20 protein-coding genes and 2 pseudogenes are annotated in these 23,919 nt (G+C 72.9%); 11 read left to right on the forward strand and 11 right to left on the reverse strand.

The features are described 5' to 3' along the window. Positions 1 to 693: 693 nt before the first annotated feature. Together ABZ404_RS06775 and ABZ404_RS06780 are read right to left on the reverse strand one after the other, a co-directional pair. Positions 694 to 1,194, reverse strand: coding sequence for an NUDIX domain-containing protein (locus ABZ404_RS06775; protein ID WP_358833072.1), 501 nt, complete (start codon positions 1,192 to 1,194; stop codon positions 694 to 696). Positions 1,195 to 1,229: 35 nt separating this feature from the next. Further along, a pseudogene (locus tag ABZ404_RS06780) lies at positions 1,230 to 1,604 on the reverse strand (tetratricopeptide repeat protein); the annotation flags it as partial. 1 nt (position 1,605) lies between these two features. Here ABZ404_RS06780 and ABZ404_RS06785 point away from each other — a divergent pair. Beyond that, positions 1,606 to 2,061, forward strand: a pseudogene (locus ABZ404_RS06785) (tyrosine-type recombinase/integrase); the annotation flags it as partial. A gap of 7 nt (positions 2,062 to 2,068) precedes the next feature. Here the strand turns inward: ABZ404_RS06785 and sodN are convergent. Continuing rightward, complete coding sequence (sodN, locus tag ABZ404_RS06790) at positions 2,069 to 2,464, reverse strand: superoxide dismutase, Ni (protein WP_067163856.1); 396 nt, start codon at positions 2,462 to 2,464, stop codon at positions 2,069 to 2,071. A 166-nt stretch (positions 2,465 to 2,630) separates the two neighbouring features. On the opposite strand from sodN, the gene sodX reads away from it, so the two are divergent. Then, positions 2,631 to 3,056, forward strand: a complete 426-nt coding sequence (sodX, locus tag ABZ404_RS06795) for a nickel-type superoxide dismutase maturation protease (RefSeq protein ID WP_358833073.1) — start codon at positions 2,631 to 2,633, stop codon at positions 3,054 to 3,056. On the opposite strand, the gene ABZ404_RS06800 is transcribed toward sodX, so the two are convergent. The 4 genes from ABZ404_RS06800 to ABZ404_RS06815 form a co-directional block, all read right to left on the reverse strand. After that, positions 2,960 to 3,589 (reverse strand): CGNR zinc finger domain-containing protein, encoded by a 630-nt coding sequence (locus tag ABZ404_RS06800; protein WP_358833074.1) that lies wholly within the window; start codon positions 3,587 to 3,589, stop codon positions 2,960 to 2,962. The two genes, sodX and ABZ404_RS06800, sit on opposite strands and share 97 nt — an antisense overlap. Positions 3,590 to 3,779: 190 nt before the next feature. Next, positions 3,780 to 4,541, reverse strand: a complete 762-nt coding sequence (locus ABZ404_RS06805) for an amino acid ABC transporter ATP-binding protein (protein WP_358833075.1) — start codon at positions 4,539 to 4,541, stop codon at positions 3,780 to 3,782. Beyond that, the gene (locus ABZ404_RS06810; protein ID WP_358833076.1) at positions 4,541 to 5,479 is read right to left on the reverse strand and encodes an amino acid ABC transporter permease; all 939 of its coding nucleotides are present in this window, start codon (positions 5,477 to 5,479) and stop codon (positions 4,541 to 4,543) included. The genes ABZ404_RS06805 and ABZ404_RS06810 overlap by 1 nt, the downstream gene beginning before the upstream one ends. 72 nt (positions 5,480 to 5,551) lie before the next feature. After that, complete coding sequence (locus ABZ404_RS06815; protein WP_358833077.1) at positions 5,552 to 6,514, reverse strand: ABC transporter substrate-binding protein; 963 nt, start codon at positions 6,512 to 6,514, stop codon at positions 5,552 to 5,554. Between the two features lie 544 nt (positions 6,515 to 7,058). On the opposite strand from ABZ404_RS06815, the gene ABZ404_RS06820 reads away from it, so the two are divergent. The 3 genes from ABZ404_RS06820 to ABZ404_RS06830 all read left to right on the forward strand — a co-directional run bounded on the left by ABZ404_RS06820 (position 7,059) and on the right by ABZ404_RS06830 (position 11,283). Beyond that, positions 7,059 to 8,273: an NADP-dependent malic enzyme gene (locus tag ABZ404_RS06820; protein ID WP_358833078.1), complete on the forward strand. Its 1,215-nt coding sequence runs from the start codon at positions 7,059 to 7,061 to the stop codon at positions 8,271 to 8,273. Between the two features lie 618 nt (positions 8,274 to 8,891). Beyond that, positions 8,892 to 9,857, forward strand: a complete 966-nt coding sequence (locus ABZ404_RS06825; RefSeq protein WP_358836630.1) for a zinc-binding dehydrogenase — start codon at positions 8,892 to 8,894, stop codon at positions 9,855 to 9,857. A 64-nt stretch (positions 9,858 to 9,921) separates the two neighbouring features. Then, complete coding sequence (locus ABZ404_RS06830) at positions 9,922 to 11,283, forward strand: cellulase family glycosylhydrolase (protein WP_358836629.1); 1,362 nt, start codon at positions 9,922 to 9,924, stop codon at positions 11,281 to 11,283. Positions 11,284 to 11,289: 6 nt separating this feature from the next. Here ABZ404_RS06830 and ABZ404_RS06835 read toward each other — a convergent pair whose 3' ends face one another. From ABZ404_RS06835 to ABZ404_RS06850, 4 genes are all read right to left on the reverse strand, one after another. Further along, positions 11,290 to 12,156 (reverse strand): MBL fold metallo-hydrolase, encoded by an 867-nt coding sequence (locus ABZ404_RS06835; RefSeq protein WP_358836628.1) that lies wholly within the window; start codon positions 12,154 to 12,156, stop codon positions 11,290 to 11,292. 368 nt (positions 12,157 to 12,524) lie between these two features. Then, entirely contained in the window at positions 12,525 to 13,454 is a 930-nt protein-coding gene (locus tag ABZ404_RS06840; RefSeq protein WP_358836627.1) for a helix-turn-helix transcriptional regulator, read from the reverse strand. 1 nt (position 13,455) lies between these two features. Then, positions 13,456 to 14,319: a hypothetical protein gene (locus ABZ404_RS06845; RefSeq protein WP_358836626.1), complete on the reverse strand. Its 864-nt coding sequence runs from the start codon at positions 14,317 to 14,319 to the stop codon at positions 13,456 to 13,458. Between the two features lie 657 nt (positions 14,320 to 14,976). Continuing rightward, a complete protein-coding gene (locus tag ABZ404_RS06850; protein WP_101390066.1) occupies positions 14,977 to 15,159 on the reverse strand; it encodes a DUF6104 family protein in 183 nt (60 codons plus the stop codon). 134 nt (positions 15,160 to 15,293) lie between these two features. Here ABZ404_RS06850 and ABZ404_RS06855 point away from each other — a divergent pair, with 134 nt between their 5' ends. The 6 genes from ABZ404_RS06855 to ABZ404_RS06880 all read left to right on the forward strand — a co-directional run bounded on the left by ABZ404_RS06855 (position 15,294) and on the right by ABZ404_RS06880 (position 23,841). Continuing rightward, the gene (locus ABZ404_RS06855; protein WP_358836625.1) at positions 15,294 to 15,692 is read left to right on the forward strand and encodes a CU044_2847 family protein; all 399 of its coding nucleotides are present in this window, start codon (positions 15,294 to 15,296) and stop codon (positions 15,690 to 15,692) included. Next, positions 15,685 to 17,658 (forward strand): trypsin-like peptidase domain-containing protein, encoded by a 1,974-nt coding sequence (locus ABZ404_RS06860; protein ID WP_358990200.1) that lies wholly within the window; start codon positions 15,685 to 15,687, stop codon positions 17,656 to 17,658. Before ABZ404_RS06855 ends, ABZ404_RS06860 begins: the two co-directional genes overlap by 8 nt. A 232-nt stretch (positions 17,659 to 17,890) precedes the next feature. Beyond that, positions 17,891 to 18,892 carry a MoxR family ATPase gene (locus tag ABZ404_RS06865; protein ID WP_358837033.1) on the forward strand — a complete coding sequence of 334 codons (1,002 nt, stop codon included), beginning with the start codon at positions 17,891 to 17,893 and terminating at the stop codon, positions 18,890 to 18,892. A 4-nt stretch (positions 18,893 to 18,896) separates the two neighbouring features. After that, on the forward strand, positions 18,897 to 22,340 hold the full coding sequence (locus tag ABZ404_RS06870) for an SAV_2336 N-terminal domain-related protein (protein WP_358837032.1): 3,444 nt from the start codon (positions 18,897 to 18,899) through the stop codon (positions 22,338 to 22,340). Beyond that, entirely contained in the window at positions 22,337 to 22,606 is a 270-nt protein-coding gene (locus tag ABZ404_RS06875) for a hypothetical protein (RefSeq protein ID WP_358837031.1), read from the forward strand. The genes ABZ404_RS06870 and ABZ404_RS06875 overlap by 4 nt, the downstream gene beginning before the upstream one ends. Continuing rightward, on the forward strand, positions 22,603 to 23,841 hold the full coding sequence (locus tag ABZ404_RS06880; RefSeq protein WP_358837030.1) for an FxsB family cyclophane-forming radical SAM/SPASM peptide maturase: 1,239 nt from the start codon (positions 22,603 to 22,605) through the stop codon (positions 23,839 to 23,841). Before ABZ404_RS06875 ends, ABZ404_RS06880 begins: the two co-directional genes overlap by 4 nt. The last annotated feature ends 78 nt before the right edge of the window (positions 23,842 to 23,919 follow it).

Consider the following 23,919-nt stretch of genomic DNA (forward strand, 5'->3'; position numbering starts at 1 on the left):
AATGGCAACGGACCCTGGGCCCTGTGCAATAATTCCATTACTCGGCGTACTAGAGGGTGATGCAGTGCCACTCGACTGGGTTTTTATCTTCCCTCGCGATGACCCACCGATTGCCACCGATGCGGGACCCTGTGCTGCCACGGGCGCTGGTCCATCCTGGTTCGGTCGCAGGGTTAGATATATCTGAAGCCCAGCCCCTACCACCACGAGCACCACGAGTGCTATGCACCAACCCCAAGTGGGCTTGCTCGTTGCTGCGTTGGTCGCGACCCCGCTTGCAGCAGCTACCACGACGCTAAGTGCTGCAGCGCCTCCTCGCTTGGCTGAGTTCGACACGCACATCCCCTAGTCCGATCACTACAAGTCTCAACCGCACGTGTCTACCGCATAGCTCGCTGCCCTGCGAACGCTTTCTGGAACTTGTCCGCATCGCATGCATTCCGGATCGAGGGTGTCTGAAAGGTCCGCAGGCTCTCGCGGCTCGGTGCAGCAGGAACATGACTGTGGCCAGGTAGATCACGTTGTCCTGGCTGGCGGCAAGGTAGTCACAGCCGTTGGAGAGCCGTCGGCACCCCGCGAGTGATGCCTTCCTCCGTAGGGTGAGGGCATCATCAACGGCCCGACTTGGCTGTTGAGTACGGGTAGGGAGTAGGAGAGCGCGCTCTGGTAACGGGTCGAGCCGCGTCGACGCCTCTATCCCCAGCCCTCGAGGGAGACTTCCGGACCGCCTGCGAGGTAGCGGTGGAGGGCACTGGCGGTGGTGTCCACGAACTCCGCGGGGATGGCGTTGGCGTCGACCCAGCGGACCTGGGCGTGCTTGCGGGGTTCGCGGTTTTCGGGTTCGCCGGACCACTCGTGGGCGGTAAAGACGACGGTGAGGAAGCCGTTGGGGGCTTCGACGCCCCAGGCGCCGTGGATGATGTGGGCGACCTTCAGGGACTCGGGCTTCACGGTCAGTCCTGTCTCCTCGTACAGCTCCCGCACTGCCGTCTCTGTGATGGGCTCGCCGGGTTCGCTCTTGCCGACGGGGAGGTCCCACATGCCCTGGGCGAACTTGGCGTTCTGACTGCGTTGGAGGAGTACGACGCGGTTGGTGGCCTTGTCGTGGACGATGACGGCGGCGACCAGCAGGGTCATGGATTCGAGGGCGGGCGGCAGGGCTTTGGGCTGGTCGTCGGTGGTCCGCTGAGCCACGGCTGGTGTCCCTTCGTCGGCCGGTTGGTGGCAGCTTAGGCCAGTGCTTCGCGTGCGCGGCGGGCGAGTTCGGCGGCTCCGGGCACTTTGCGGCGCTGGTAGATGGAGAGGGTGGAGCGGAGCGAGGTGATGGCCCTGCGGGTCCGGTCGGAGGTCATGCCCTCCATCAGGGTCAGGGCCTGGGACCAGGCAGCGACGGCCTCGTCGGCGCGGGCCTGGGCGGCAAGGCTGTCGCCCAGGTCGGCGTGGGTGAGGGCGTGGACGCGCCTGTACTTCTCGGGATCCCAGCGCACCAGGGCGTCGCGATGCTGTTGCTCGGTGCCGACGTGGTCGGCGAGGTCGGTCAGGGTGCGGGCGGTGTGGCTGGCGACGGTGCCGGCGGCCGGGCCGCTGACGCGGGAGTAGCTGGGTACGGTCCCGGTCGGCGAGGTCGTCACCGACGCACTCCTCACGCACCTTGCCGCACGACCCTCCAAGGAGTGGCTGTTCACGATGGAGGAGGGGGAACCGCTCAACTACCGCCGTTGGAAGACCGAATGGAACTGCGCTCATAAGGAGCTGCAGAAGGCGGAGAACGAGGCGGCCGCGCGCGAGGGCCGCAAGCCCGTCGAGCTGTCCCACATGGTGGCCCACGACCTGCGCAACTTCTTCGCCTCCGCGCTCATCGCCGGCGGCGCGAGCGTCAAGCAGGTGCAGCTCGTCCTCGGGTACGCGTCCGCCGTCATCACGCTGCGGATCTACGCGCACCTGTGGCCGGGCGAAGAAGACCGCACCCGGTCCGTCATGGACGCCGTGCTCGGCGGCCTGCGGACCGGGTGCGGACCGGAAGACCAAGGGGTCAAGGAAACCGCAGGTCAAACGGCATGATCGAAGATCAAGCCTTCTTCGTCTCCCAGAAGATCCGGTCGATCTCGGCGATGAGCTCCAGCGCCTTCTCGCCCGTCTTCGGGTCCGTCGACGCCTTGGCGGCCGAGAGGGCCTTCAGGGTGTCGTTGACCAGCTGGTGCAGCTGGGGGTACTTCTCGAAGTGCGGGGGCTTGAAGTAGTCGCTCCAGAGCACCGAGACGTGGTGCTTGGCGAGCTCCGCGCGCTGCTCCTTGATGACCACGGCACGCGCACGGAAGTGCGGGTCCTCGTTGGCCTGGAACTTCTCCTGCACGGCCTTGACCGACTCGGCCTCGATACGGGCCTGGGCCGGGTCGTACACGCCGCAGGGGAGGTCGCAGTGGGCGCTGACCTTCACCTTGGGGGCAAACAGGCGGGAAAGCATTCAGCTGTCCTTCCTCGTGATCGTCTTCTCAGGTGGGACATTACTCGGTGGAAGACGCGATTTCGCGAGTGCCCCCGGGGGCTTAGGACAAAAGTCCAGGGTCACCATGGGACTCGTGGCGGAACGTACCGTGGGAGTGCACCGGGTACCGGGAGGTGGGTGGCGGATGACGGATCAGGGGCGGGAGCCGAGGGTGCCGTTGGGGATCGCGGAGGTGACCGGGACCTCCATGGTGCCGACGCTGCTCCACGGGGATCAGCTGCTCGTGCACTACGGGAGCGAGTTCCGGGCGGGGGACATCGCGGTGCTGCGGCATCCGCTCCAGCAGGATCTGCTCATCGTCAAACGGCTGATCGAGCTGCGCGAGGGCGGCTGGTGGGTGCTCGGGGACAACCCGGACGACGAGGTCGTCGACAGCCGGGCCTTCGGCGCCGTCCCCGGCGAGCTGGTGCTCGGGCGGGTGCGCGCCCGCTACCGGCCGCTGACGCGCGGGCGTCAGCGCTCGGTCGGGGTGCTGCTGTCCTGGGCGGTCTCGGCGCTGCGGCCGGTGTTCGCGGACCGGTCGGTCTCCAGGCGCTTGCGCGCCCGGTAGGCGGCCACGTTCGCCCGGGTCGCGCACCGGTCGGAGCAGTAGCGACGGGAGCGGTTGGTGGAGGTGTCGAGGTAGGCGTTGCGGCACGGGGCCGCCTGGCACAGGCCGAGGCGGTCGACCCCGTACTCCGTCAGATGGAACGCCAGGCCCATGGAGGCCAGCGCCGCGTAGCCCGCAGTGGCGTTCGAGGTGTGGTCCGCGAGGTGCATGTGCCACAGCGGGCTGCCGTCCTCGTCCCGGTGGTCGTGCCCAGAGATCTGCGGGCTGACCGGGAACTCCAGGAGGAGGGAGTTGAGCAGGTCCACCGCCTGGACCTCCTCGCCCGCGTCCGCCGCCTCGAAGACCGCGCGCAGCCGCGCCCGGACCGCCCGCAGGCGCGGTACGTCCGCCTCCGTCGCCCGGCGGGCCGTCGTCGACTCCGAGGTGAAGAGCTCGCGGATCACCTCGACGGACGTCAGGGAGTCCTTGCCCCGGGCCGGCTCCTCGGTGTTGACCAGGCGCACGGCGTAGTCCGAGTAATAGGCCAGTTCCACGTGTGATCCTTACAGCGGCAGTTGCGGCATCAGTAACGGCTGGGCGCGCTTCGAGGGTATTACGTGGACGTCTCCGGCGGGTACGAGGCGGGTGCGCGGCCGGTACGAAGTCGGCCAATGGCGAAAGGGGCGGTACGGGCCGACTCGACCCGTACCGCCCCTTTCGTGACTACTCCTGGCTTGTCGGCCTCTACAGCACCTTCGACAGGAACGACTTCGTCCGGTCGTGCTGCGGGTTGGTCAGGACGTCACGCGGGTTGCCGGACTCGACCACCACACCGCCGTCCATGAACACCAGCGAGTCGCCGACCTCGCGGGCGAAGCCCATCTCGTGGGTCACCACGATCATGGTCATGCCGTCCTCGGCCAGGCCCCGCATGACGTCCAGGACGTCACCGACCAGCTCCGGGTCGAGCGCGGACGTCGGCTCGTCGAAGAGCATCAGCTTCGGCTCCATGGCCAGCGCGCGGGCGATCGCCACACGCTGCTGCTGGCCGCCGGAGAGCTGCGAGGGGTAGTTGCGCGCCTTGTCGGCCAGGCCGACGCGGTCGAGCAGCTTCTCGGCGCGCTCGCGCACCACCGCCTTGGCCTCGCCCCTGACCTGGATCGGCGCCTCCATGACGTTCTCCAGCGCCGTCATGTGCGGGAACAGGTTGAAGCGCTGGAAGACCATGCCGATGTCACGGCGCTTGAGCGCGACCTCGCTGTCCTTCAGCTCGTAGAGCTTGTCGCCCTTCTGGCGGTAGCCGACGAGCTCGCCGTCGACGGACAGCCGCCCGGCGTTGATCTTCTCCAGGTGGTTGATGCACCGCAGGAAGGTCGACTTGCCGGAGCCGGACGGGCCGATCAGGCAGAACACCTCGCCCTCGGCCACCTCCAGGTCGATGCCCTTGAGGACCTCGACGGCGCCGTAGGACTTGTGCACGCCTTCGGACTTCACCATGGCGGTCATCAGCTCACCACCTTGGGGGTGCTGCGGAGCGAGGTCAGGGTGGCCTGGACCCGCTGGAACGGAGTGGGCGGCAGCGCACGCGTGGAACCGCGCGCGTAGTACCGCTCCAGGTAGTACTGGCCGATCGAGAACACCGTGGTCAGGATCAGGTACCAGGTGGCGGCCAGGAACAGCATCTCGACCGAGGCGCCGGAGGTCTGGCCGATGTCCTGGGCCTGCCGCAGCAGCTCGTAGAACTGCACCGCCGAGACCAGCGAGGTGGTCTTCAGCATGTTGATGACCTCGTTGCCCGTCGGCGGCACGATCACGCGCATCGCCTGCGGGATCACGATCCGGCGCAGCGTCTTGCCGTGGCTCATGCCCAGCGCGTGGGCGGCCTCGGTCTGGCCCTCGTCGACCGCGAGCAGACCGGCGCGGCAGATCTCCGCCATGTACGCGGCCTCGTTCAGGCCGAGCCCGAGCAGCGCCGTGAGCAGCGGCGTCATGAACGAGGACCAGTAGTCCTTGTAGATCGGCCCGAGGTTGATGTACTCGAAGACCAGGCCCAGGTTGAACCAGACCATCAGCTGGACCAGGACCGGGGTGCCCCGGAAGAACCAGATGTAGAACCAGGCGATGGAGGACGTCACCGGGTTCTTCGACAGGCGCATCACCGCGAGCATGATGCCGCCGACGATGCCGATCGCCATGGACAGGACGGTCAGCAGCAGGGTCTGGCCGACACCGTCGATGATGCGGTCGTCGAAGAAGTAGTCCGGGATGGCGCCCCAGTTGATCTTGCCCTGGGCGAACGCGTAGATGATCGCGGCGAGCAGGGCGATCGCGATCACGGCGGAGACGTACCGGCCGTAATGGCGGACCGGGATCGCCTTGATGCTCTCCGGAGCGGCGGGAGGCGGGGTGTCCGCCGGCTCCGTCTTGTTGACGTCAACAGTCACGGGTGTTGCCTTTCAGAAGCCTTCAGGCCCTCCGCCCGGGGACGGGGCGGAGCGCGCCTGGAGCGGGGAGGTTCAGACGCCGCCGTTGATCTTGGCTTCCTTCACGGCGCCGGCCTCGACGCCCCACTTCGCGATGACCTTGTCGTAGTCGCCGCTCTTGATGATCGCGTCGAGCGCCTCCTTGAGGGCGTCGCGCAGCTGGGTGTTGTCCTTGGCGACCGCGATGCCGTACGGAGCGGCCTCGACCTGCTCGCCGACGATCTGGAAGTCCTTGCCGCCGCCCGAGGTCTTCACCGCGTACGCGGCGACCGGGAAGTCGGAGGAGCCGGCGTCGGCGCCGCCGGAGCGCAGCCGGGTCTGGGCCTGCTGGTCGGTGTCGAAGGCCTCGATCGAGATCTTGCCCTTGTCGCCGCACTTCTCGGACTGCTTCTTGGCGAGGTCCTCGGAGACCGTGCCGCGCTGCACCACGATCTTCTTGCCACAGAGGTCGTCCCAGGTCTTGATGCCCTGGTCCTTGCCCTTCGCAGTGTAGATCGACACACCGGCGGTGAAGTAGTCCACGAAGTCGGCGCCCTCGCCGACCTTCTTCTTCGTCTCCGAGTCGACGCCGTTCTGGCGGTCCTTGGTGTCCGTCATGGCCGACATGGCCATGTCGTACCGCTTGGCGCGCAGACCGGTGACCAGGGTGTCGAAGGTGCCGTTCTCGAACTGGAACTTCACGCCCAGCTGCTTGCCCATGGCGTCGGCGAGATCCGGGTCGATACCGGCGGTCTTGCCGTCCTTGTCCTTGAATTCGACCGGCGCGTACGCGATGTCCGAGCCGACCTTGATGACGCCCTTGTCCTGAATGGTCTTGGGCAGCTTCGAGAAGAGCGGGGCCTTGCTGGTACCCGCGGAGCTGGCACCGCCGCTGTCCTTGCTCTTCGTCTGGTCTCCGCAGCCGGTGAGCAGAAGGGCGCCGGCGACCGCGATCGCGCCGACCGCGGCAATCCGGGACGAGGCGGCGGTCGTACGACGGGTGGTGCTTGCGGTCATGGTCGGGTTCCTCCGGCGGGTGATGGAGTGGCCAGTGAGTGAACAGTGGGCCGCGGTGCCCGTCCTTGGGCGACACGACCGTGTTGTGTCGGCATCTTGCCATTCGGACCTGCGGATTCAGGGGGGCGCGCATGTCAAAATCGGATAACGGGTCACCCCCGAACCCGAACGGGCCGGTCCACCAAGGCCGGACCATGTGCGGATTTCCCTTCCGGCGGCCGGAAAATCTGCGGTTCATCTCGCGTTGTGGACACGTTTCAGGCCGCATAGCTCACTTGTCCCGACATGCCGCTATGAGTCGTGTCACCACGGCGTTCCGCAGTCGAAATGGACTACTCGGCGCACCCCTCCGTCCGGTAAGAAGGATCCTTACACCCCTCATCCGGGGCTCAGGGCGCGTTGTGCGGCGTGCCCGCGCGTACGTACCTCCTCCCCGTGGGGCGGGCCAACCGCTTCCGCGGGGCACGTACGTGGTGCCCACCCACCCCTCCTCAACAAGGAGTGGCCACCCTCAACTGATGAAGACTTAAGGGGTCAAATCAACATGGCAGCGGAGATCGTCAATCCTCGCAGCGACAGCAGTACCGACGGAGCCTCCTCGGAGGAGCCCTTCGATCCGGCCTTCGCCCTGCACCGGGGCGGCAAGATGGCCGTGCAGGCCACCGTGCCCATCCGGGACCGGGACGACCTGTCCCTGGCCTACACGCCCGGCGTCGCGAAGGTGTGCACCGCGATCGCTGAGAACCCGGAACTGGTCCACGACTACACCTGGAAGTCCCAGGTCGTCGCCGTGGTCACGGACGGTACGGCCGTGCTCGGGCTGGGTGACATCGGCCCCGAGGCGTCCCTCCCCGTGATGGAGGGCAAAGCCATCCTCTTCAAGCAGTTCGGCGGGGTCGACGCGGTGCCCATCGCGCTCGCGACCACCGACACGGACGAGATCATCGAGACGGTCGTGCGCCTGGCGCCGTCCTTCGGCGGAGTGAACCTCGAGGACATCTCCGCGCCGCGCTGCTTCGAGATCGAGCGGCGGCTCCAGGAAGCCCTGGACATCCCGGTCTTCCACGACGACCAGCACGGCACCGCCGTGGTCACCCTCGCGGCGCTGCGCAACGCGGCGAAGCTCACCGGGCGCACGCTCGGCGAGCTGCGCGGCGTGATCTCGGGCGCCGGGGCGGCGGGCGTGGCCATCGCCAAGTTCCTCCTGGAGGCGGGGCTCGGCGACGTGGCGGTCGCGGACCGCAAGGGCATCGTCAGCCGGGACCGTACGGACCTGACCGACGTCAAGCGCGAGCTCGCGTCGATCACCAACAAGGCGGGTCTTTCCGGCTCCCTGGAGACCGCGCTGGCCGGGGCGGACGTCTTCATCGGCGTCTCCGGCGGTACGGTCCCGGAGGCCGCGGTGGCCTCGATGGCGCCGGGCGCGTTCGTGTTCGCCATGGCCAACCCGAACCCGGAGGTCCACCCGGACATCGCGCACAAGTACGCGTCGGTGGTCGCCACGGGCCGTTCGGACTACCCGAACCAGATCAACAACGTGCTGGCGTTCCCGGGGATCTTCGCGGGCGCCCTCCAGGTGCGGGCCTCCCGGATCACCGAGGGGATGAAGATCGCGGCGGCGAACGCGCTGGCGGATGTGGTCGGGGACGACCTGGCCGCGGACTACGTGATCCCGTCGCCGTTCGACGAGCGGGTCGCGCCGGCCGTCACCGCGGCGGTCGCGGCGGCGGCGCGGGTGGAGGGTGTGGCTCGGCGGTGACGGTACGGGGGTGCTGCCGCGCCACCGCAACCCGCAGCAGCACCCCCCGCCGGGCAGCACCCCCCGCCGGGCTGCGCCCCGCCCTGCCGGGCCACGCCCCACCCCGGGCTGCGCCCTCGCCCCACCGGGCTGCGCCCCGCCTTCGGTCCCGGCTCTGCCGGTCGGCCTGCGTCTGCGGACCGTGGGTGGCTGGTCGCGCAGTTCCCCGCGCCCCTAAAAGCCCGTGCCCGAGGCAACCGCCCCGGCGACGACGCGCCCCCCAGGGGCGCGGGGAACTGCGCGACCAGCCCACCGCGGTCTGCAGACGGGTACGCACCTAGGGGCGCGGGGAACTGCGTGAGTAACCCACGACGGTCCGCAGACGGGTACGCACCCAGGGGCGCGGGGAACTGCGTGAGTAACCCTCCACGGTCCGCAGGCAGGTACGCACCCAGGGGCGCGGGGAACTGCGTGAGTAACCCTCCACGGTCCGCAGGCAGGTACGCAGCCCCGTCCGCAGTCGCACAGCCCCCCGGGGCGCGGGCAACCCCCGGGATTCGCCGGGCGCAGGGCAAGGTGCGGCGTGTCACACCCGGGGGCGGTTCCGGGCGGGGCGCGGGCGCCCCTATCGTCGGGGCCATGTTCGCCGCCTACGCCGCACGCATCGACCGTGACCAGCCGCTCTCCGGTCTGGAGTTGGGGGAGCGCCCCGCTCCCGAGGTACGCCCGGGCTGGTCCCTCATCGACGTCCGGGCGGCCTCGCTCAACCACCACGACCTGTGGTCGCTGCGCGGGGTCGGCCTGGGCGAGGACAAGCTGCCGATGATCCTGGGCTGCGACGCGGCCGGCGTCGACAGCGACGGCAACGAGGTCGTCCTGCACTCTGTCATCGGCCAGACCGGTCACGGCGTGGGCCCCGCCGAGGGCCGCTCCATCCTCACCGAGAAGTACCAGGGCACCTTCGCCGAGCAGGTCGCCGTGCCGACCTGGAACGTACTGCCCAAGCCCAAGGAGCTGAGCTTCGCCGAGGCCGCCTGTCTGCCGACCGCCTGGCTCACCGCGTACCGCATGCTCTTCGCCAACGCGGGCGTCCGCCCCGGCGACTCCGTTCTCGTGCAGGGTGCGGGCGGAGGCGTCGCGACCGCCGCGATCGTGCTCGGCAAGGCCGCCGGGCTGCGGGTCTTCGCGACCAGCCGGGACGAGGCCAAGCGCGAGCGGGCCGTGGAGCTGGGCGCCCTGGAGGCGTACGAGCCGGGCGCGCGGCTGCCGCAGCGGGTGGACGCGGTGATCGAGACCGTCGGCGCCGCCACCTGGTCGCACTCGGTCAAGTCACTGAAGCCCGGCGGCACCCTGGTGATCTCGGGCGCCACCAGCGGCGACCGGCCCGCGCACGCCGAGCTGACCCGGATCTTCTTCCTGGAGCTGAAGGTGGTCGGCTCGACCATGGGCACCAAGGAGGAGCTGGAGGACCTGCTGGCGTTCTGCGCGGCCACCGGGGTGCGGCCCGTGATCGACGAGGTGCTGCCGCTCGACCGGGCGCGCGAGGGCTTCGAGAAGATCGCCTCGGGGGACCTCTTCGGGAAGATCGTGCTGACGACCTCTTGATGGTTCGTCAGAATCCCTGATCTGATCTCCGGCATGTTCACCGACGACATGCCGGAGGTGTTCCATGCGTACGAGCAAGTCCCTGGCGGCCGTGGGGTGTTGCGCGGTCCTCGTGGCCGGCGCGACCGCGGCCCCCGCCGCCCGCGCCCGTGACACGTCCGCCCCGCCCCGCCTCACCGACGAGCGGGGGCGCACGCTCACCCTGCGCGGCTGGAACGTGGAGGACAAGACGCACCGGGGCGACCAGGCGCTCTCCGCGATCACCGAGCGCACCTTCCGCGACCTGCGCGCCCACGGCTTCGGCTTCGCCCGGCTGCTGGTCTTCTGGGACGACCTGGAGCCGGTGCGCGGACAGTACAGCCAGGCGTACCTCCGCACGATCGAACGGATCCTGGACTGGGCGCACCGCTACGACGTCCGGGTGCTCATCGACGCCCATCAGGACGTCTTCGGCCCCGCGTTCGGGCACCGGGGCATCCCCGCGTGGGCGACGCGGACGGACGGGCTGCCCTTCACCCCGCACCCGGACGACTGGTTCTCCGAGTACTACGAGCCCGCCGTGCAGCGGGCCTTCACCCATCTGTACGAGGACGGGGACCTGCGGCGGGCGCAGGCGGGGATGTGGCGGGGGCTCGCCGGGCGGTTCGCCCGCCATCCGGCGGTCTTCGGCTACGACCTGATCAACGAGCCGATGGGCGAGTTCCGGCCGGGCGAGGACCCGGCGACGGCGGCACGCCGTATCGAGGCCGAACAGCTCACCCCGATGTACAACCGCCTCGCGCGGGCCGTGCGGGCGGCGGACCGGCGGCACTGGGTGTTCGTGGAGCCGACCCCGGCGGTGGGGGAGGGCGTGCCGACGGGTCTGGGCCGGATCAAGGACCCCCGGACGGTGTACGCGCCGCACTTCTACAACACCGCGATGGAGGCGGGCGCGGACTACGACCCCTCGGCGGGGTGGATCGAGGCGTACGAGTCGGCCGTGACCGCGTATCCGAAGAAGTACCGGGTGCCGGTGGTCGTCGGCGAGTGGGGGCCGCTCAACGGCGAACTGCCGCACATGGGGCGGTTCTACACCGACGCCCTGGCCTCGCTGGCCCGCTACACCTCCGGGTGGGCGGGCTATGTGTGGTGCTACGGCGGCGGCTACTGCGCGGCCGACGCGGACGGCCGCCTGCGCGGCAACAAGAAGCTCATGGCCACGCCCTACGCGCGCGCGGTCGCGGGACGGGTGCGCGCGCAGACGTACGACCCGGCGACGCGGACGTACCGGCTCGGATACGTCGCCGACGGCGGCACCACCCGGCTGTCGCTGCCGACGGAGGCGCGGCGGTGGCGGATCACCGTCGCCGGGGCGCGGGTGCGGGGCCTCGACGTGCGGGCGCGTGCGGGCGCGACCGTGACCGTGACCGTCGCGCCCCGTGCCTGACGGCCGCTACCCCCGGTGGACGAGGACGAAGTCCCCGTACGGGTGCGCGCCCGGACGGCCCGCGGTCTCGGCGAGCGCCCGGCGCAGGGTGTGCAGATGCGCGGCGGTGAGCTGGAGCGGCGGCTCGTCGGGCTGGTGGGTGGTGCCGCGCGGATAGTCCTCGTCCGGGGTGGTGGTCATCTCGATGTGGCAGCCCAGGACATGGCTGACCGGCCGGGTCGCGCAGAAGTCGATCAGCCGGTCGGCGGTCTCGGCGTACGCGGCGGCGTCGTCGACGTAGAGCCGTCCCGGGTACAGCGAGTCACCGGTCAGCAGGAGGCCGGTGTGCCGGTCGTAGAAGACGACCGCTGCCGGGTGGTGGCCGGGTCCCGGCACCAGGTCGAGCACCCTGCCGCCGAGGTCGAGTTCGGCGGGGCGGTGCGGCCAGTCGGTGAAGCCGAAGTGGCGGGTCACGTCCGCGAGTCCGGGCGGGACGACGGTGGTGGCGGGCCGGTCCGCGAACTGCGCGTCGGCGGCGATGTGGTCGCCGTGGCCGTGGGTGTGGGCGACCAGCAGCTCGTACCCGGTACGGGGGTGTCGGCCCAGCCACTCCTCGATCAGGGCGTCCACGGTGGCGCGCAGCGGGAAGTGGGCCGGGTCCGGGCTCGCCCCGGTGTCGAGGAGCAGGGCGCGCTCGTTGCCGAAGAGGAGGAAGAGGAACGGCGCCTCGAAGTGCACGGACATGTTCTGCCGCAGGAGCACGGTGTGCTCGGTGTACGCGTGGACCTGGATCTCGGGGGCGGGGTCGTGCTTGGGGGAGGGCCAGCCGGCGTGCCAGTGGGAGGGGAGGGTGCCGGGGGTGGGGTCGGGGGTGGTGCCGAGGAAGTCGATCACGGGGTCAGTGTGCAGGGGTGTGGGTCTGCCTGGAAGTGGGGGGTGCCCCCCGGCCCCCGTCGTTTGTCCGCGGGTCCGGTGGGGGTTGGTCGCGCAGTTCCCCGCGCCCCTGGGGGTTCGTTTGTCTGCGGGTCGGTGGGGGTTGGTCGCGCAGTTCCCCGCGCCCCTGGAGGGGGTCGGTGGTCGTCTGCGGGTTGTGCGTGGCTGGTCGCGCAGTTCCCCGCGCCCCTTGAGGGGCCGGGTGTCGTCCGCGGCTCCGGTGGGGGTTGGTCGCGCAGTTCCCCGCGCCCCTTGGGGCGGGGGCGCTTTCCCGTGGTGGCGTGTTCTGCTCGGGTCCGGGGTTTCAGGGGCGCGGGGCACCGGGGCCGCTATTCCGTTCCGCCTCGCAGGATCGCTCCGATGTGGGCCGCCGCTGTCGACAGGTGGCGGCGGCTCTCGCGGAGTTGGGTCTCCGTGACGCCGTGGTCGCGGGCCGCGTCGCGGATGTCGTCGCGGAAGCGGTCCAGGAGGCGGTCGAGGTCGCGGGCCGGGTCGCCGGTCGCCGGGTCGTCGGCCCAGGCCGGGGGCGCGGGCTCCTTCACGTCGGCGGCCCACCCGGGGGCGGCGGGCTCCTTCGGCTGGGGGCGGGTGAAGCGGCCGAGCTCCTTGGTGATCTCGGCGAGCCCCTCCCGTACGCCCGTCGGCCAGTCGCCGCGCGCGAAGTGGTCCTGCACCTGCTCCGCCACCCGCTGCATCTGCTCCCGCGCCCTCTCCTGGGCCTCCCTGGCCTGGCGGCGCGCCTGCTGGGCGTCCTCGCGGGCCCGGCGCGACTCGTCCTTCGCGCGGCGCGCCTGCTCCTTCCACTCCTGCTTGGCCCGCTTGAACTCCTCCTTGGTCTGGTGCCAGGACTCGCTCTCCACCGGGCCGGACGCCCGCGCCTCGCGCGCCTGGCGGCGTACGTCGTCGCGCAGGTCGCCCGCGGCGCCCCGGACGTCCGCGCGGATCTCGGCGGCGAGCTCGGAGACCGAGTCGCGGATCTCCAGCTCCAGGTCGGCCAGTTCACCGCTGCGGCCCGCGAGCTCGGCGCGGCCGGCGTCGGTGATCGAGTACACCTTGCGGCCGCCCTCGCTGGTGTGGGTGACCAGCCCTTCCGCCTCCAGCTTGGCCAGCCGCGGGTAGACCGTGCCGGCGCTCGGGGCGTACAGGCCCTGGAAGCGCTCCTCCAGCAGGCGGATCACCTCGTACCCGTGGCGCGGGGCCTCGTCGAGCAGCTTGAGGAGGTAGAGGCGCAGCCGGCCGTGGGCGAAGACGGGGGGCATGTCAGAGCACCTTCTCGTCGGCCGGGGCGGCCGGGCCCGCCGTGTCGTGCGGCTCGGGGCGGCGCAGCAGCGCGATCGAGCCCGAGACGGTGGTGGCCCGCAGGGTGCCGGTGCCCGCCCCGAGCGTTCCGGTGATCTTCTTCGCGCCCCACTGCCCGGTGACCCGGAGGTCGTCGAAGGCGTTGGAGACCGCGCCGCTGGTGGTGTTCGCCTCGACCCTGGCGTCCGCGGCCGGGTGTTCGAGGCGGATGGCGATCTCGCCGGACACCGTGGTCAGCCGGACGTCGGCCGGCTTGCCCGACGGGTCGAGGTCCAGCACCATGTCGCCGCTGACGGACTCGGCCTTCACGGAGGTGGCCGCGCCCTCGATCACCGTCAGATCGCCGGAGACCGACTGGAAGCGGAGGTCGCCGGTGACGGCCTGCGCCTCCACGTTCCCGGAGACGGTCTCCGCGCGGACCTGCCCGGACAGGCCGACGAGCGTGGTGTCGCCGGTGACGCCGCGTACGTCGGTGCGGCCCCGGATCCCGGAGACCACCGCGCCCGCGCCGACCACGCCCACCTCGACCCCGCAGCCGGACGGCACCGCGAGCGAGACGACGGCACTGCGCCGCCAGCCCTTGCGGTCGAACCACTTCAGGAAGCCCTTCCAGGGCAGGTCCTCGTAGGCGACGGTGAGGGTCGGGCCGTCCTGCGTGACGATCAGCGGCGGGCCGTCGATGGCCGAGACCTCCAGGCGGGCGGAACCTTCCTCGGTTCCCACGACGTTCACGGTTCCGTTGACGACCCGCACGCTGAGCGCGGTCACCGGAGCGTCGAAGGTGAGTGTGCGCGGCTCGGAAACGGTCCACGTCGACTCGGCCATGGCTCTGCCCTCCCTGGGCGCGGTCATACGCTTCATACGCAACATATCGCGTCTGTTGATAGACACGATATATCGCGGGTGGGGGAAGTCAAGGGAAGGCCTCGCGGGGCGGGCCGGGTGTGGACGCGTGTGGGGCGGGCCCCGGGCTGGCTGGGCTCCGCCCACTCGCTACGCAGTTCCCCGCGCCCCTACGGGCTGCGCCTCGCACCCGGTTCCGGCTTCGCCGGTGGTTTTGCGGCTGCGGGTGGTGGGTGGCTGGTCGCGCAGTTCCCCGCGCCCCTCAAAGCCTGTGGCCGAGCTGGACAGTCCAGTTGCTGCGGCCCCGCCAGGGGCGCGGGGAACTGCGCGGGCAACCCGAGACGGTCCGCAGACGGGCGATCCCCCGGGGGTGCGAGGAACCGCACAAGCTACCCGCGACGGTCCGCAGGTGGGGAAGGACGGGCGATCCCTCGGGGGTGCGAGGAACTGCGCGGGCAACCCGCGACGGTCCGCAGACGAACAAGCCCCCAGGGGCGCGAGGAACTGCGCGAGCAACCCACCCCCCACCCGCAGACGACATCCCCACCCATTCAGGGCCCCCGGGGCGCGGCCCCGTGCGGTGGCGGACCCGTGCGGCGGAGCCGGGGCCGGCGGGGTCGGGGCCGAGGGGTGAGGGGGTTACTCGTCCTCGTCCTCGTCGTCGAGGCGGGCCAGCCACGTGGCGAGGCGTTCGACCGGGACCTCGAAGTCGGGGTTCAGGTCGACGAACGTGCGCAGCTGGTCGGCGAGCCACTCGAAGGTGACCTCCTCCTCGCCGCGCCGCTTCGCCAGCTCCTCGATGCCGCGGTCGGTGAAGTACACAACGTGCTCCTGAACGTGCGGGGATGTTCCCCTCCAGGGTATCCGGCGCTCTGAAGGGGTCCCCTGCAACCGCCGGGCCGATTACCCTCGTCATCTCAAGTCAGGGGAGCTTGCGACTGGTTCAGGGGGCGGCCATGGCGCATGTACGGGAGATCGAGCTGCCGGGCGGGGCCGTGGTGCTCGCCCGGGTGTCCGCCGCCGGGGGGTACGCGGCGGACGACGACGACGTCGGCGTGATCGAGAACGCCGTCGCCAGGGTGGAGCGGCTGAGCGAGCTGATCGCCGGGGTCGGGCGGTCCGTGCTGGACGCCGCCGCAGCCGCGCGGCCCGACGAGGCGACCGTCAGCTTCGGCGTCGAGCTGTCGGTCAAGGCCGGGGCGGCCGTCGCCGTCCTCGCCGACGGGGAGGCGAAGACGTCCCTCCAGGTCACGCTGGTGTGGCGGCGGGAGGACCAGCCCCTGCCCCCGGTTCCCCCGCCACCGCCGGACCCGCCGCACGTGCCCCCGGCCCCCGGCGGCCCGGCCGATGCCTGAGCACGCGCCCGACCCCTTCATCGACGACCTGGCGCGCTCGGCCACCGTCCACCTGTTCTCCGCCGGTAGCGGCACCATGTGGGGCAGCGGCTTCTTCGTCGCCCCGGGCTGGGTGCTGACCTGCGCGCACGTCCTGCGCCCGCATCTCGCCGGGGACCGCGAGCGGATCTTCCGCGTCGGCAGCGACCGGCTCGGCGAGGAGCCACTGCCCGCCCGGCTCGCGGCCTGGCTGGTCGACGACGACCTGCCCGGCGAGGCCGTGCCCGTCGAGCAGGACCTGGCGCTGGTCCGCCTGATCGACGACGACGTGGAGCACGAGTGCGTCTGGCTCAGCGACTGCGCCGAGCCGCCCGGCGCGAGCAACGCCATGGTCTACGCCTTCCGGCCGGAGGAGGGCCCGCAGCGCTGGCAGACCGCCATCGACATCCGTACGTACGACGGCAGTTACGGGTTCCGGTTCCACACCACCGAGTTCCCCAAAGGGGTCTCCGGCGGACCCGTGGTCGACCCGCACACCGGCGCCGTGGTCGCCGTGATGAAGTCGCGCCAGGCCGAGCGCGGCGGCGGCCGGGCCATCGCACTCCCGGCGCTGCGCCGCTTCGGCGACCTGTACGGCACGGTGCTCGCCGAGCACGACCGGTGGCACGGCGGCGAACCCCGGCTCAGCGGCTACAACACCTGGGTCGACCGGCAGCAGCAGTTACCCGCCGCCGGGCTGCACCGCACGCCCGAGCAGTGGAGTCCGTACGACCGGCGCGCTGCCCTCGGGCTGCTGGCCTCCGTGCCCGCGCCCGGCGGGGTGCCGGTCGTCGCCAAGCTGGTGCGCAAGGCCCGCGGCGGGATCGCGCCGCCCGCCGGCCTGCCCGACCCGCGCACCTGGCGCGACGGCCACGGCCTGCTCTACGAGGCGCACCGCCCGATGCCCGCCATCGCCTTCCTGCACTACCTCAAGCTGGTCGTGGAGTACGAGCGCGGGCGCGGAGGCGACCCGGCGCAGCTCGCCGCCTGGGTGAACGAGCGGCTGCGCGGCATCCCGCCGGTGGTGCACACCGTGGTCACCGAGGCACGGCTGCCCGAGGGGCTGCTGCCGGTGCTCGGGCCCGGGGCGCCCGAGGAGATCCTGACCGTCCTGCCGTATCCCACGCCCGAGCGCGGCGGCGCCGTCGTCACCGTCGAACTGGAGCCCCTCTCCGACGCGCCCGACCGGTTCTACTGGCGCATCCGGGTCCACGACGGCGACCGGGAGGGCTCCCGGCCGGTGGCCGAGGAGTGCCGGGGCGACGGCGTGGCCCCCGCCGAGCTCATCCGGCGGCTGCGCCGGCCGCTCGTCACCGCCTTCGAGAGCGTCGACACCGACGACTGCCCGGCCCCCCTCGAAGTCGCTCTGCCCGCCGACCACTTCGACACCGCCGTGCACCGCTGGCAGCTCACCGAGATCGGGCGCCTGTACCGGTCGCCCTACCTCGGCGTGCAGCGGCGGGTGGTGCTGCGCGACCTCGACCGGCGCGGCGTGGCCGACCCCGAGTGGCAGGAGCGCTGGGACGCCTTGATGGCCGCCGAGGAGCTGGTCGCGGTGCCGGCCCCGCAGCCGGGACGGGCGCCCCGGTTGCGCCACTACACCGAGATGGAGCCCGGCGCGGTGCCGGTGCTGTGCCGGCCCGCCGGGCGCGGGGTCGGCGGCGCGGCCATGCGGATGGCGCTGGAGGCCGGCCACGGGGTGGCGCTCTGGCACACCGACGCCCACCCCGAACAGGGCTGCCACGACCTGTGCGTGGCCGTGCGCGCCGGGGCGGCCGACCTGCTCGGCCAGGCGAAGGACCCCACTGAGCTCCCGGACCGGCTGCGCCGTATCAGGGAGGAGATCAGCGATTCCAAGGATGCCCAGCACTGGGCGGAGGGTGTGGCGATGCTCTACGACGACCCGGACCGGCCGCTGCCGGACCTCCAGCGGCTGGACGCGCCGTGACCCGCCGTGGCGGCGTGCCCGTGGCGGGTCCGCCGCGCGCCGCCGTGCGCCCGGAGGAGCGCCGCTGTGACCGCCTGTGCGTCCGCCCGCCCGGACCGGGTGGGGCAAACGCCTTTCGGCGGCCCGGGAGTGGGTACGTTCCGACTGGACCTCGACTCGCAACGAGACTTCGACCCGCAACGACACGTGGCCAAGAAGTGGTGCCCCGCCGACCGTCGACGAGGAGCGAGCGATGGACGACTGGCTGATCTACCGAGGTTTCGGGGCACCGGATCCCGAGCGGATCCGCGCCCTGCCCCCGCCGCCCCGCTGGCGCACCTTCGGCGGCGAGCCGCGCCCGTACGCGGTGCCGGACATCGACATCGCCTCCCGGCGCAGGCTCGGCGACCGTGTCTCGGAGCTGTCCGCGCACGACACCGAGACCCTCCAGCTGATCAACGCGGCGCTCTATCTGCGCCGCCCGCTGCTGATCACCGGCGAACCGGGTTCGGGCAAGTCGACGCTGGCGCACTCGATCGCGTACGAACTGGGCCTGGGCCGCGTCCTGCAGTGGCCCATCACCAGCCGGGCCGAGCTCAAGGACGGGCTCTACACCTACGACGCCATCGGGCGGCTGCACGACGCGCAGCTCGCCGACGGCCAGGCCGACGACATCGGCCGCTACATCCGCCTCGGCCCGCTCGGCACCGCGCTGCTGGCCGCCGCGCGCCCGCGCGTCCTGCTCATCGACGAGCTCGACAAGAGCGACATCGACCTCCCCAACGACCTGCTGAACGTGCTGGAGGAGGGCGAGTTCCCGATCCCCGAGCTGGAGCGGATCGCCGACCAGCCGGGCCGCGACGTGGTGGAGGTCCTCACCGACGACGGCCTGCGGGTCGCCGTGCCGGGCGGCCGCGTCCGCTGCCAGGCCTTCCCTGTCGCCGTCCTGACCAGCAACGGCGAGCGCGACTTCCCGGCGCCGCTGCTGCGCCGCTGCATCCATCTGCATCTGGCCCCGCCCCGCGAGGAGCGCCTCGCGGCCTTCATCCAGGCCCACTTCGGGGCCGGCGCCGACGAGCGCAACATCGATCTGGTCGGCCGCTTCACCCGCGACGACGGCGACGGCGAGCTGCGCCCCACCGACCAGCTCCTGAACGCCATCTTCCTCACCCAGCAGGTGAGCGAGGAGGGTCCGGAGCGGCGCGAGGAGATAGCCGAGCTGCTGCTGCGCCCGCTGGACACCAGGCAGCGGTGACCCGATGACCGCCGCCCGGGGCCCGCGCCGCGCCGCCAGCGCCGTGACCTCCACGCTGACGGCCCTGGTGGCGCGCCTTCGGGAGGCGGAGATCCAGCCGACCGCCCAGGAACTGGCGGACGCGCTGTGGCTGGCGCAGTTCGCCGGGCCGCTCGCCCGGCCCCGGCCCCAGGTGTCCGAGGCGGTGCCGCCGGTCGCCGGCGGCCCCGGCGTCAAACCGCCGGACCCCGCCGAGGGAGCGGGCACCGCCCCGGCCGAACCCCTCCTCGACCAGGGCGCTCCCGGCGGCCCCACGGCCTCCCCCGGATACGGGGACAAGACCGATCTGTTCACTCCGGGGCCCGGCACCGGTCCCGGCCGGGACGCCGAGGACGCGCACCCGCGGGCCGGGTCGGACGGGGTGCGGGTGGCCGCCCCCGCCGCCGCCACCCTGCCCGAACCGCTGGCCCTGCAACGGGCGTTGCGCCCCCTCCAGCACTACCGCCCGCCCGCCCGCACCACCGGCCGCCACCTCGACGAGCAGGCCACCGCCGACCGGGTGGCGGAGACCGGGCTGATCCTGCCGGTGCTGCGGCCCGACCGCCGCCGCCAGGCGCGGCTCGCCCTGGTCATGGACGTCTCCTCCTCGACCGTGGTGTGGGAGCAGACCCTCGACGAACTGCGCCAGGTCTGCGAGCGGGCCGGGGCCTTCCGCGAGGTGCGCACGCACTTTCTGCACGAGGGCGAGGACGGGGAGCCGCGGGTGGGCGGCGGCGTCGCCGACCAGGACCACCTCGTCGACCCCTCCCAGCTCTGGGACCCGGGCGGCCGCCGGCTCACCCTGCTGCTCAGCGACTGCGCGGGCCCCATGTGGCGCAGCGGCCGGCTCCAGCGGCTGCTGTACGGCTGGGCGCACACGGCCCCGCTGGCGGTGGTCCAGCCGCTGCCGCAGCGGATGTGGCGCTCCACCCATCTGCCCACCCGGCAGGGGGTGCTGCGGCGCCGCGAGGGCCCGGCCGGGCGGCTGGAGTTCCAGCCGCGCAGGCCCGAGCGGGGCCGCGACGCCCGGGGGCTGCCGGTCCCGGTGCTCGCCCTGCGCCAGTCGTCGTTCGGCGCCTGGGCGCGGCTGGTCAGCGGCTCCGCCGAGCAGACCATGGAGGCGGCCGTCGGCCGGGTCCGCGCCGACCACGCCCCGGCCGCCGGGAGCGCCCGCGCCGAGCAGGACCTCACGCCCGCCGAGCGGGTCGCCGCGTTCTGCGCCACCGCCTCGCCCGACGCCGCCCAGCTCGCCGCGTGCCTGTCGGCGGCGCCGCTGGTGCTGCCGGTGATGCAGCTGGTCCAGCGGGCGATGCTGGTCGACAGCGGCCCCGAGGTGCTGGCCGAGGTGCTGCTCAGCGGGCTGCTGCGGACCGACGAGGAGGAGAGCGGTCCGGGCCTGCCCGGCTACGCCTTCCTGGACGGGGTCCGCGAGGAGCTGCTGGAACTGCTCGGCGCCGGAAGCGCGATCCTCGTCCTGAAGCACTGCTCGGAGTACGTGGAGCGGCGCTACGGGCGGACCGTGCGCAACTTCCCGGCGCTCGCCGTGGCCGTCCTCGCCGGCTCGGTCGACCCCGGCGGCAGCGCGCCCGCCGGCCCCGCCGACGACTCCCGGCTGCGGGTCTTCGCCCGGGTCTCGGCGCAGGTGCTGCGGCGCTTCGGCCGGCCCGACCAGTTCGTCCAGCCGGGCGGCGGCGGCGCCGGGCCGCGCGAGCTGTCCGACCGGGCCCGCGACTGCCTCGACCGCTTCCGCTCGTACGGCACGGTCCGCGACCTCGACATGGGCGTCCAGCTGCTGGGCGCCGCCGTGCGCGCCGAGAAGCGCGTCGCCGAACGGGCCTTCCTGTACGGGGAGTTGGCTCAGGCCCTGCTGCTGCGCTGGGAGCTGCGGCGTCTCGGCGAGGACCTGGGCGAGGCGCTGTCCGCCGTGGAGAACGCCCTGCCGCACGAGCGCCGCGCCCATCTCACCCTCGCCCGCGTCCTGGAGGCGATGGCGGACGAGGCGGAGTCGGGCCGGGCGGGGGCGGACGAGGCGTGGTGGCTGCGGGCGCTGACCGAGCCGCAGAGGCCGCCGGGACGGCCGGGCGAGACCTGGCGGCCGCCCGCGGCCCCGGACGCGTCCGCGGCCGTCCCGGAGACCGGGACCGAACCGCGCCGCCAGGAGGCGCGTTCGCCGCACGAGGTCGCCCTGTACCTGCTCAACCGCGCCCACAGCAGCCTCGCCCTGATCAGTGCCATTCCCCCGGCCTCCGCCGCCCAGCGCGCCGACTGGCGGGCCGCCTCGCTGGCCCGGGTGCGGGTGCTGCGGCGGCTCGCCGAGCTGGAACCGGCGTGGGCGGGCGGCTGCCTCGACAACGCCGTCCAGGTGACCGACGCGCTCCTCGAGGAGGGCCGCACCGGAGACGTACTGCTGCTGCGCGGCGCGCTGCTGCTCGCCCTCGCCCGCCGCGCCGCCGCGGGCGAGGGCGAACAGCCCGCGCTCACCGCCCGCGCGTACGCCGAGCGCGCCGCCACCGACCTCTACGCCGGGTTCGAGACCCTGGCGCCGGGCTCGGTGGGCGACGCCGAGGTCAGCCGCGCCTGGCTGGACGTCGCCGACGCCGTGGAGCTCTCCCGCGCCGAATCCGACGACTCCGCCCGGCTCACCGTCCTCCAGGCCCTCGACCAGGCCCGCCGCTACGCGGGCCCCGACCGCGAGGCCCGGACCGTGTGCCTGCTGCGGATGGCGAAGGTGCTGCGCGAGCGGTACGAGTCGACCCGCAGCCGCACCCACCTCGACTCGGCCGTGGTCGCCTGGTCGGAGGCGCTGGAGCTGATGGGCCCGGACGACCCGCGCCGCCCCGCCGCCTTCACCGAGCTCGGCGACGCGCTCACCGCCCGCGCCCGCGCCAAGGACTCCGTCGAGGACGCCCGGGGCGCGGTGCGCGCGCTGCGCCGGGCGCTGGACGAGACCTCCGAGTCCGACCCCGAACTGGCCCGGCGCCGCTATCTGCTGGGCGCCGCGCACGTCCGGCGCTTCCACACCGAGGAGGTCCTCTCCGATCTGCACGAGGCCCACTGGATCCTGGGCGCGGCCGCCCGGGCCACCGACCGCAGCACGGTCCTCGCGCGGATCTGGCTGCTGCGCGCCGAGGTGCTGCGGCTGCTGTCCGAGCGGACCGGCTCGCCCGCCCGGCTCGGCGAGGCGGCCGACCACGCGCTGCGGGCCGCCCAGGAGAGCCGCACGGCCGGGGAGCCGCTGACCGAGGCGGCGGCACGCCGGGCGCGGGCGCTGCTCCTGGAGCGGACGGCGGGCCCGGCCCGGGCGCGGGAGGAGCACCGCGAGGCGCTGCGCGTCCTGTCCGCCGCGCCCGCGAGCGCGGCGCGCGACGAGGCGGAGGCCCTGAGCCGGGCGGAGACCGACCGGCTCGACGGCGAGCCGGGAGCGTCGTGACGGCGACCGCGACCGACGGGGGAAGGGCGCTGCCGGACCCCGCGGCGCTGCCGGTGCTGCGCCCCCTGGCGGCCCGCGCCCCGCACGAGTGCGCCCACCCCGTCCTGGCCGCCGTCCTCGCCGACCTGCGCGGGCGGCCCGGGACCGGCTGGGCCTGCTTCAGCGACGCCCCGGCGGCCGGGGCGCCCCCGCAGGCCGCCGGGGCGTACTTCGCGGACACGCCCTCGGCCCGCCCCGGCGACGACGGCCCCGGGCAGGCGCCGTGACCACCGCCGAGGAGCCCCGCTGGCCGCACCGCGAACTCGACCCGGACGCCGTGCGGCCCGTGCCGCTGCGCCAGTTCGTCCTGAAGGTGCACAGCCGGTGCAACCTCGCCTGCGACTACTGCTACATCTACCGCGGCCAGGACGCGAGCTGGCGCGAGCGCCCGGCCCGGGTCCCGGAGGCGACCGTGCGCCGCACCGCCCGGCGCATCGCCGAGCACGCCGCCGCCCACCGCCTCACCTCGCTCCGTATCGACCTGCACGGCGGCGAACCCCTGCTGGGCGGCGCCGGACCCGTCCTGGCGTACGCGGCGGAGGTGCGCCGGGCCGTGCGCGAGGCCGTCCGGGGCGTGGTGCCCGGCGGCTGCGAGGTCACCGCGACCGTGCAGACCAACGGCACCCTGCTCACCCCCCGCACCCTCGACCGCCTCGCCGCGGCCCGCGTCCGGGTCGGGCTCAGCCTGGACGGGGGCGCTGCCCGGCTCAACACCCGCCGCACCGACCGCCGGGGCCGCTCCTCCTGGCCCGCCGTCGCCGAGGCCGCCCGGCTGCTCGCCCGCCGCCCGGCCGCGTACGCGGGCATCCTGTGCACGGTCGACCTCGCCGCCGACCCGGGGGACGTCTACCGCTCGCTCCTCGCGCTGGGCCCGCCCGGCATCGACCTGCTCCTGCCGCACGGCAACTGGGCCGCCCCGCCCCCGGGGATCGCCCCGGCCCCGGCGCCCGGGCGGCGCCCGCGCCCCACCCCGTACGGGGACTGGCTGGTGCGGGTCTTCGACCTGTGGTGGCAGGAGGACCGGATGCGGACCGGGGTGCGGCTCTTCCAGGAGATCGTGGCGCTGCTCCTCGGGGTGCCGAGCACGGTCGAGTCGGTGGGACTCTCCCCGATGGTGGCGGTGGTGGTGGACACCGACGGCGCGATCGAGCAGACGGGCGCGCTGCGCTCGGCGTACGAGGGCGCCTCCGCGACCGGCCTGGACGTCTTCCGCCACTCCTTCGACCGCGCCCTGCGCCACCCCGGCCTCGCCGCCCGCCAGTTGGGGGCCGCCGGACTCGCCCGCGACTGCGCGGTGTGCCCGGTACGGGAGGTGTGCGGAGGCGGCAACTACGCGCATCGCTACGCCCCCTACAGCGGGTTCCTCCATCCCAGCGTCTACTGCGCCGACCTGGAGCGCCTCATCCGTCACGTCGCGGCCCGGCTCGCGGACGCCGACGGGGCCCAGGGGGGAGGCCCGTGACCGTCGACTCCTGCTCAACCTCCGTTCCGTGACGCACAATTGAGGGTGCGCGCACATCCAGCAGCTTCCGGCCCGAGC

This window comes from Streptomyces sp. NPDC005878, from assembly GCF_040629815.1.
In the GTDB taxonomy this organism is placed as follows: domain Bacteria; phylum Actinomycetota; class Actinomycetes; order Streptomycetales; family Streptomycetaceae; genus Streptomyces.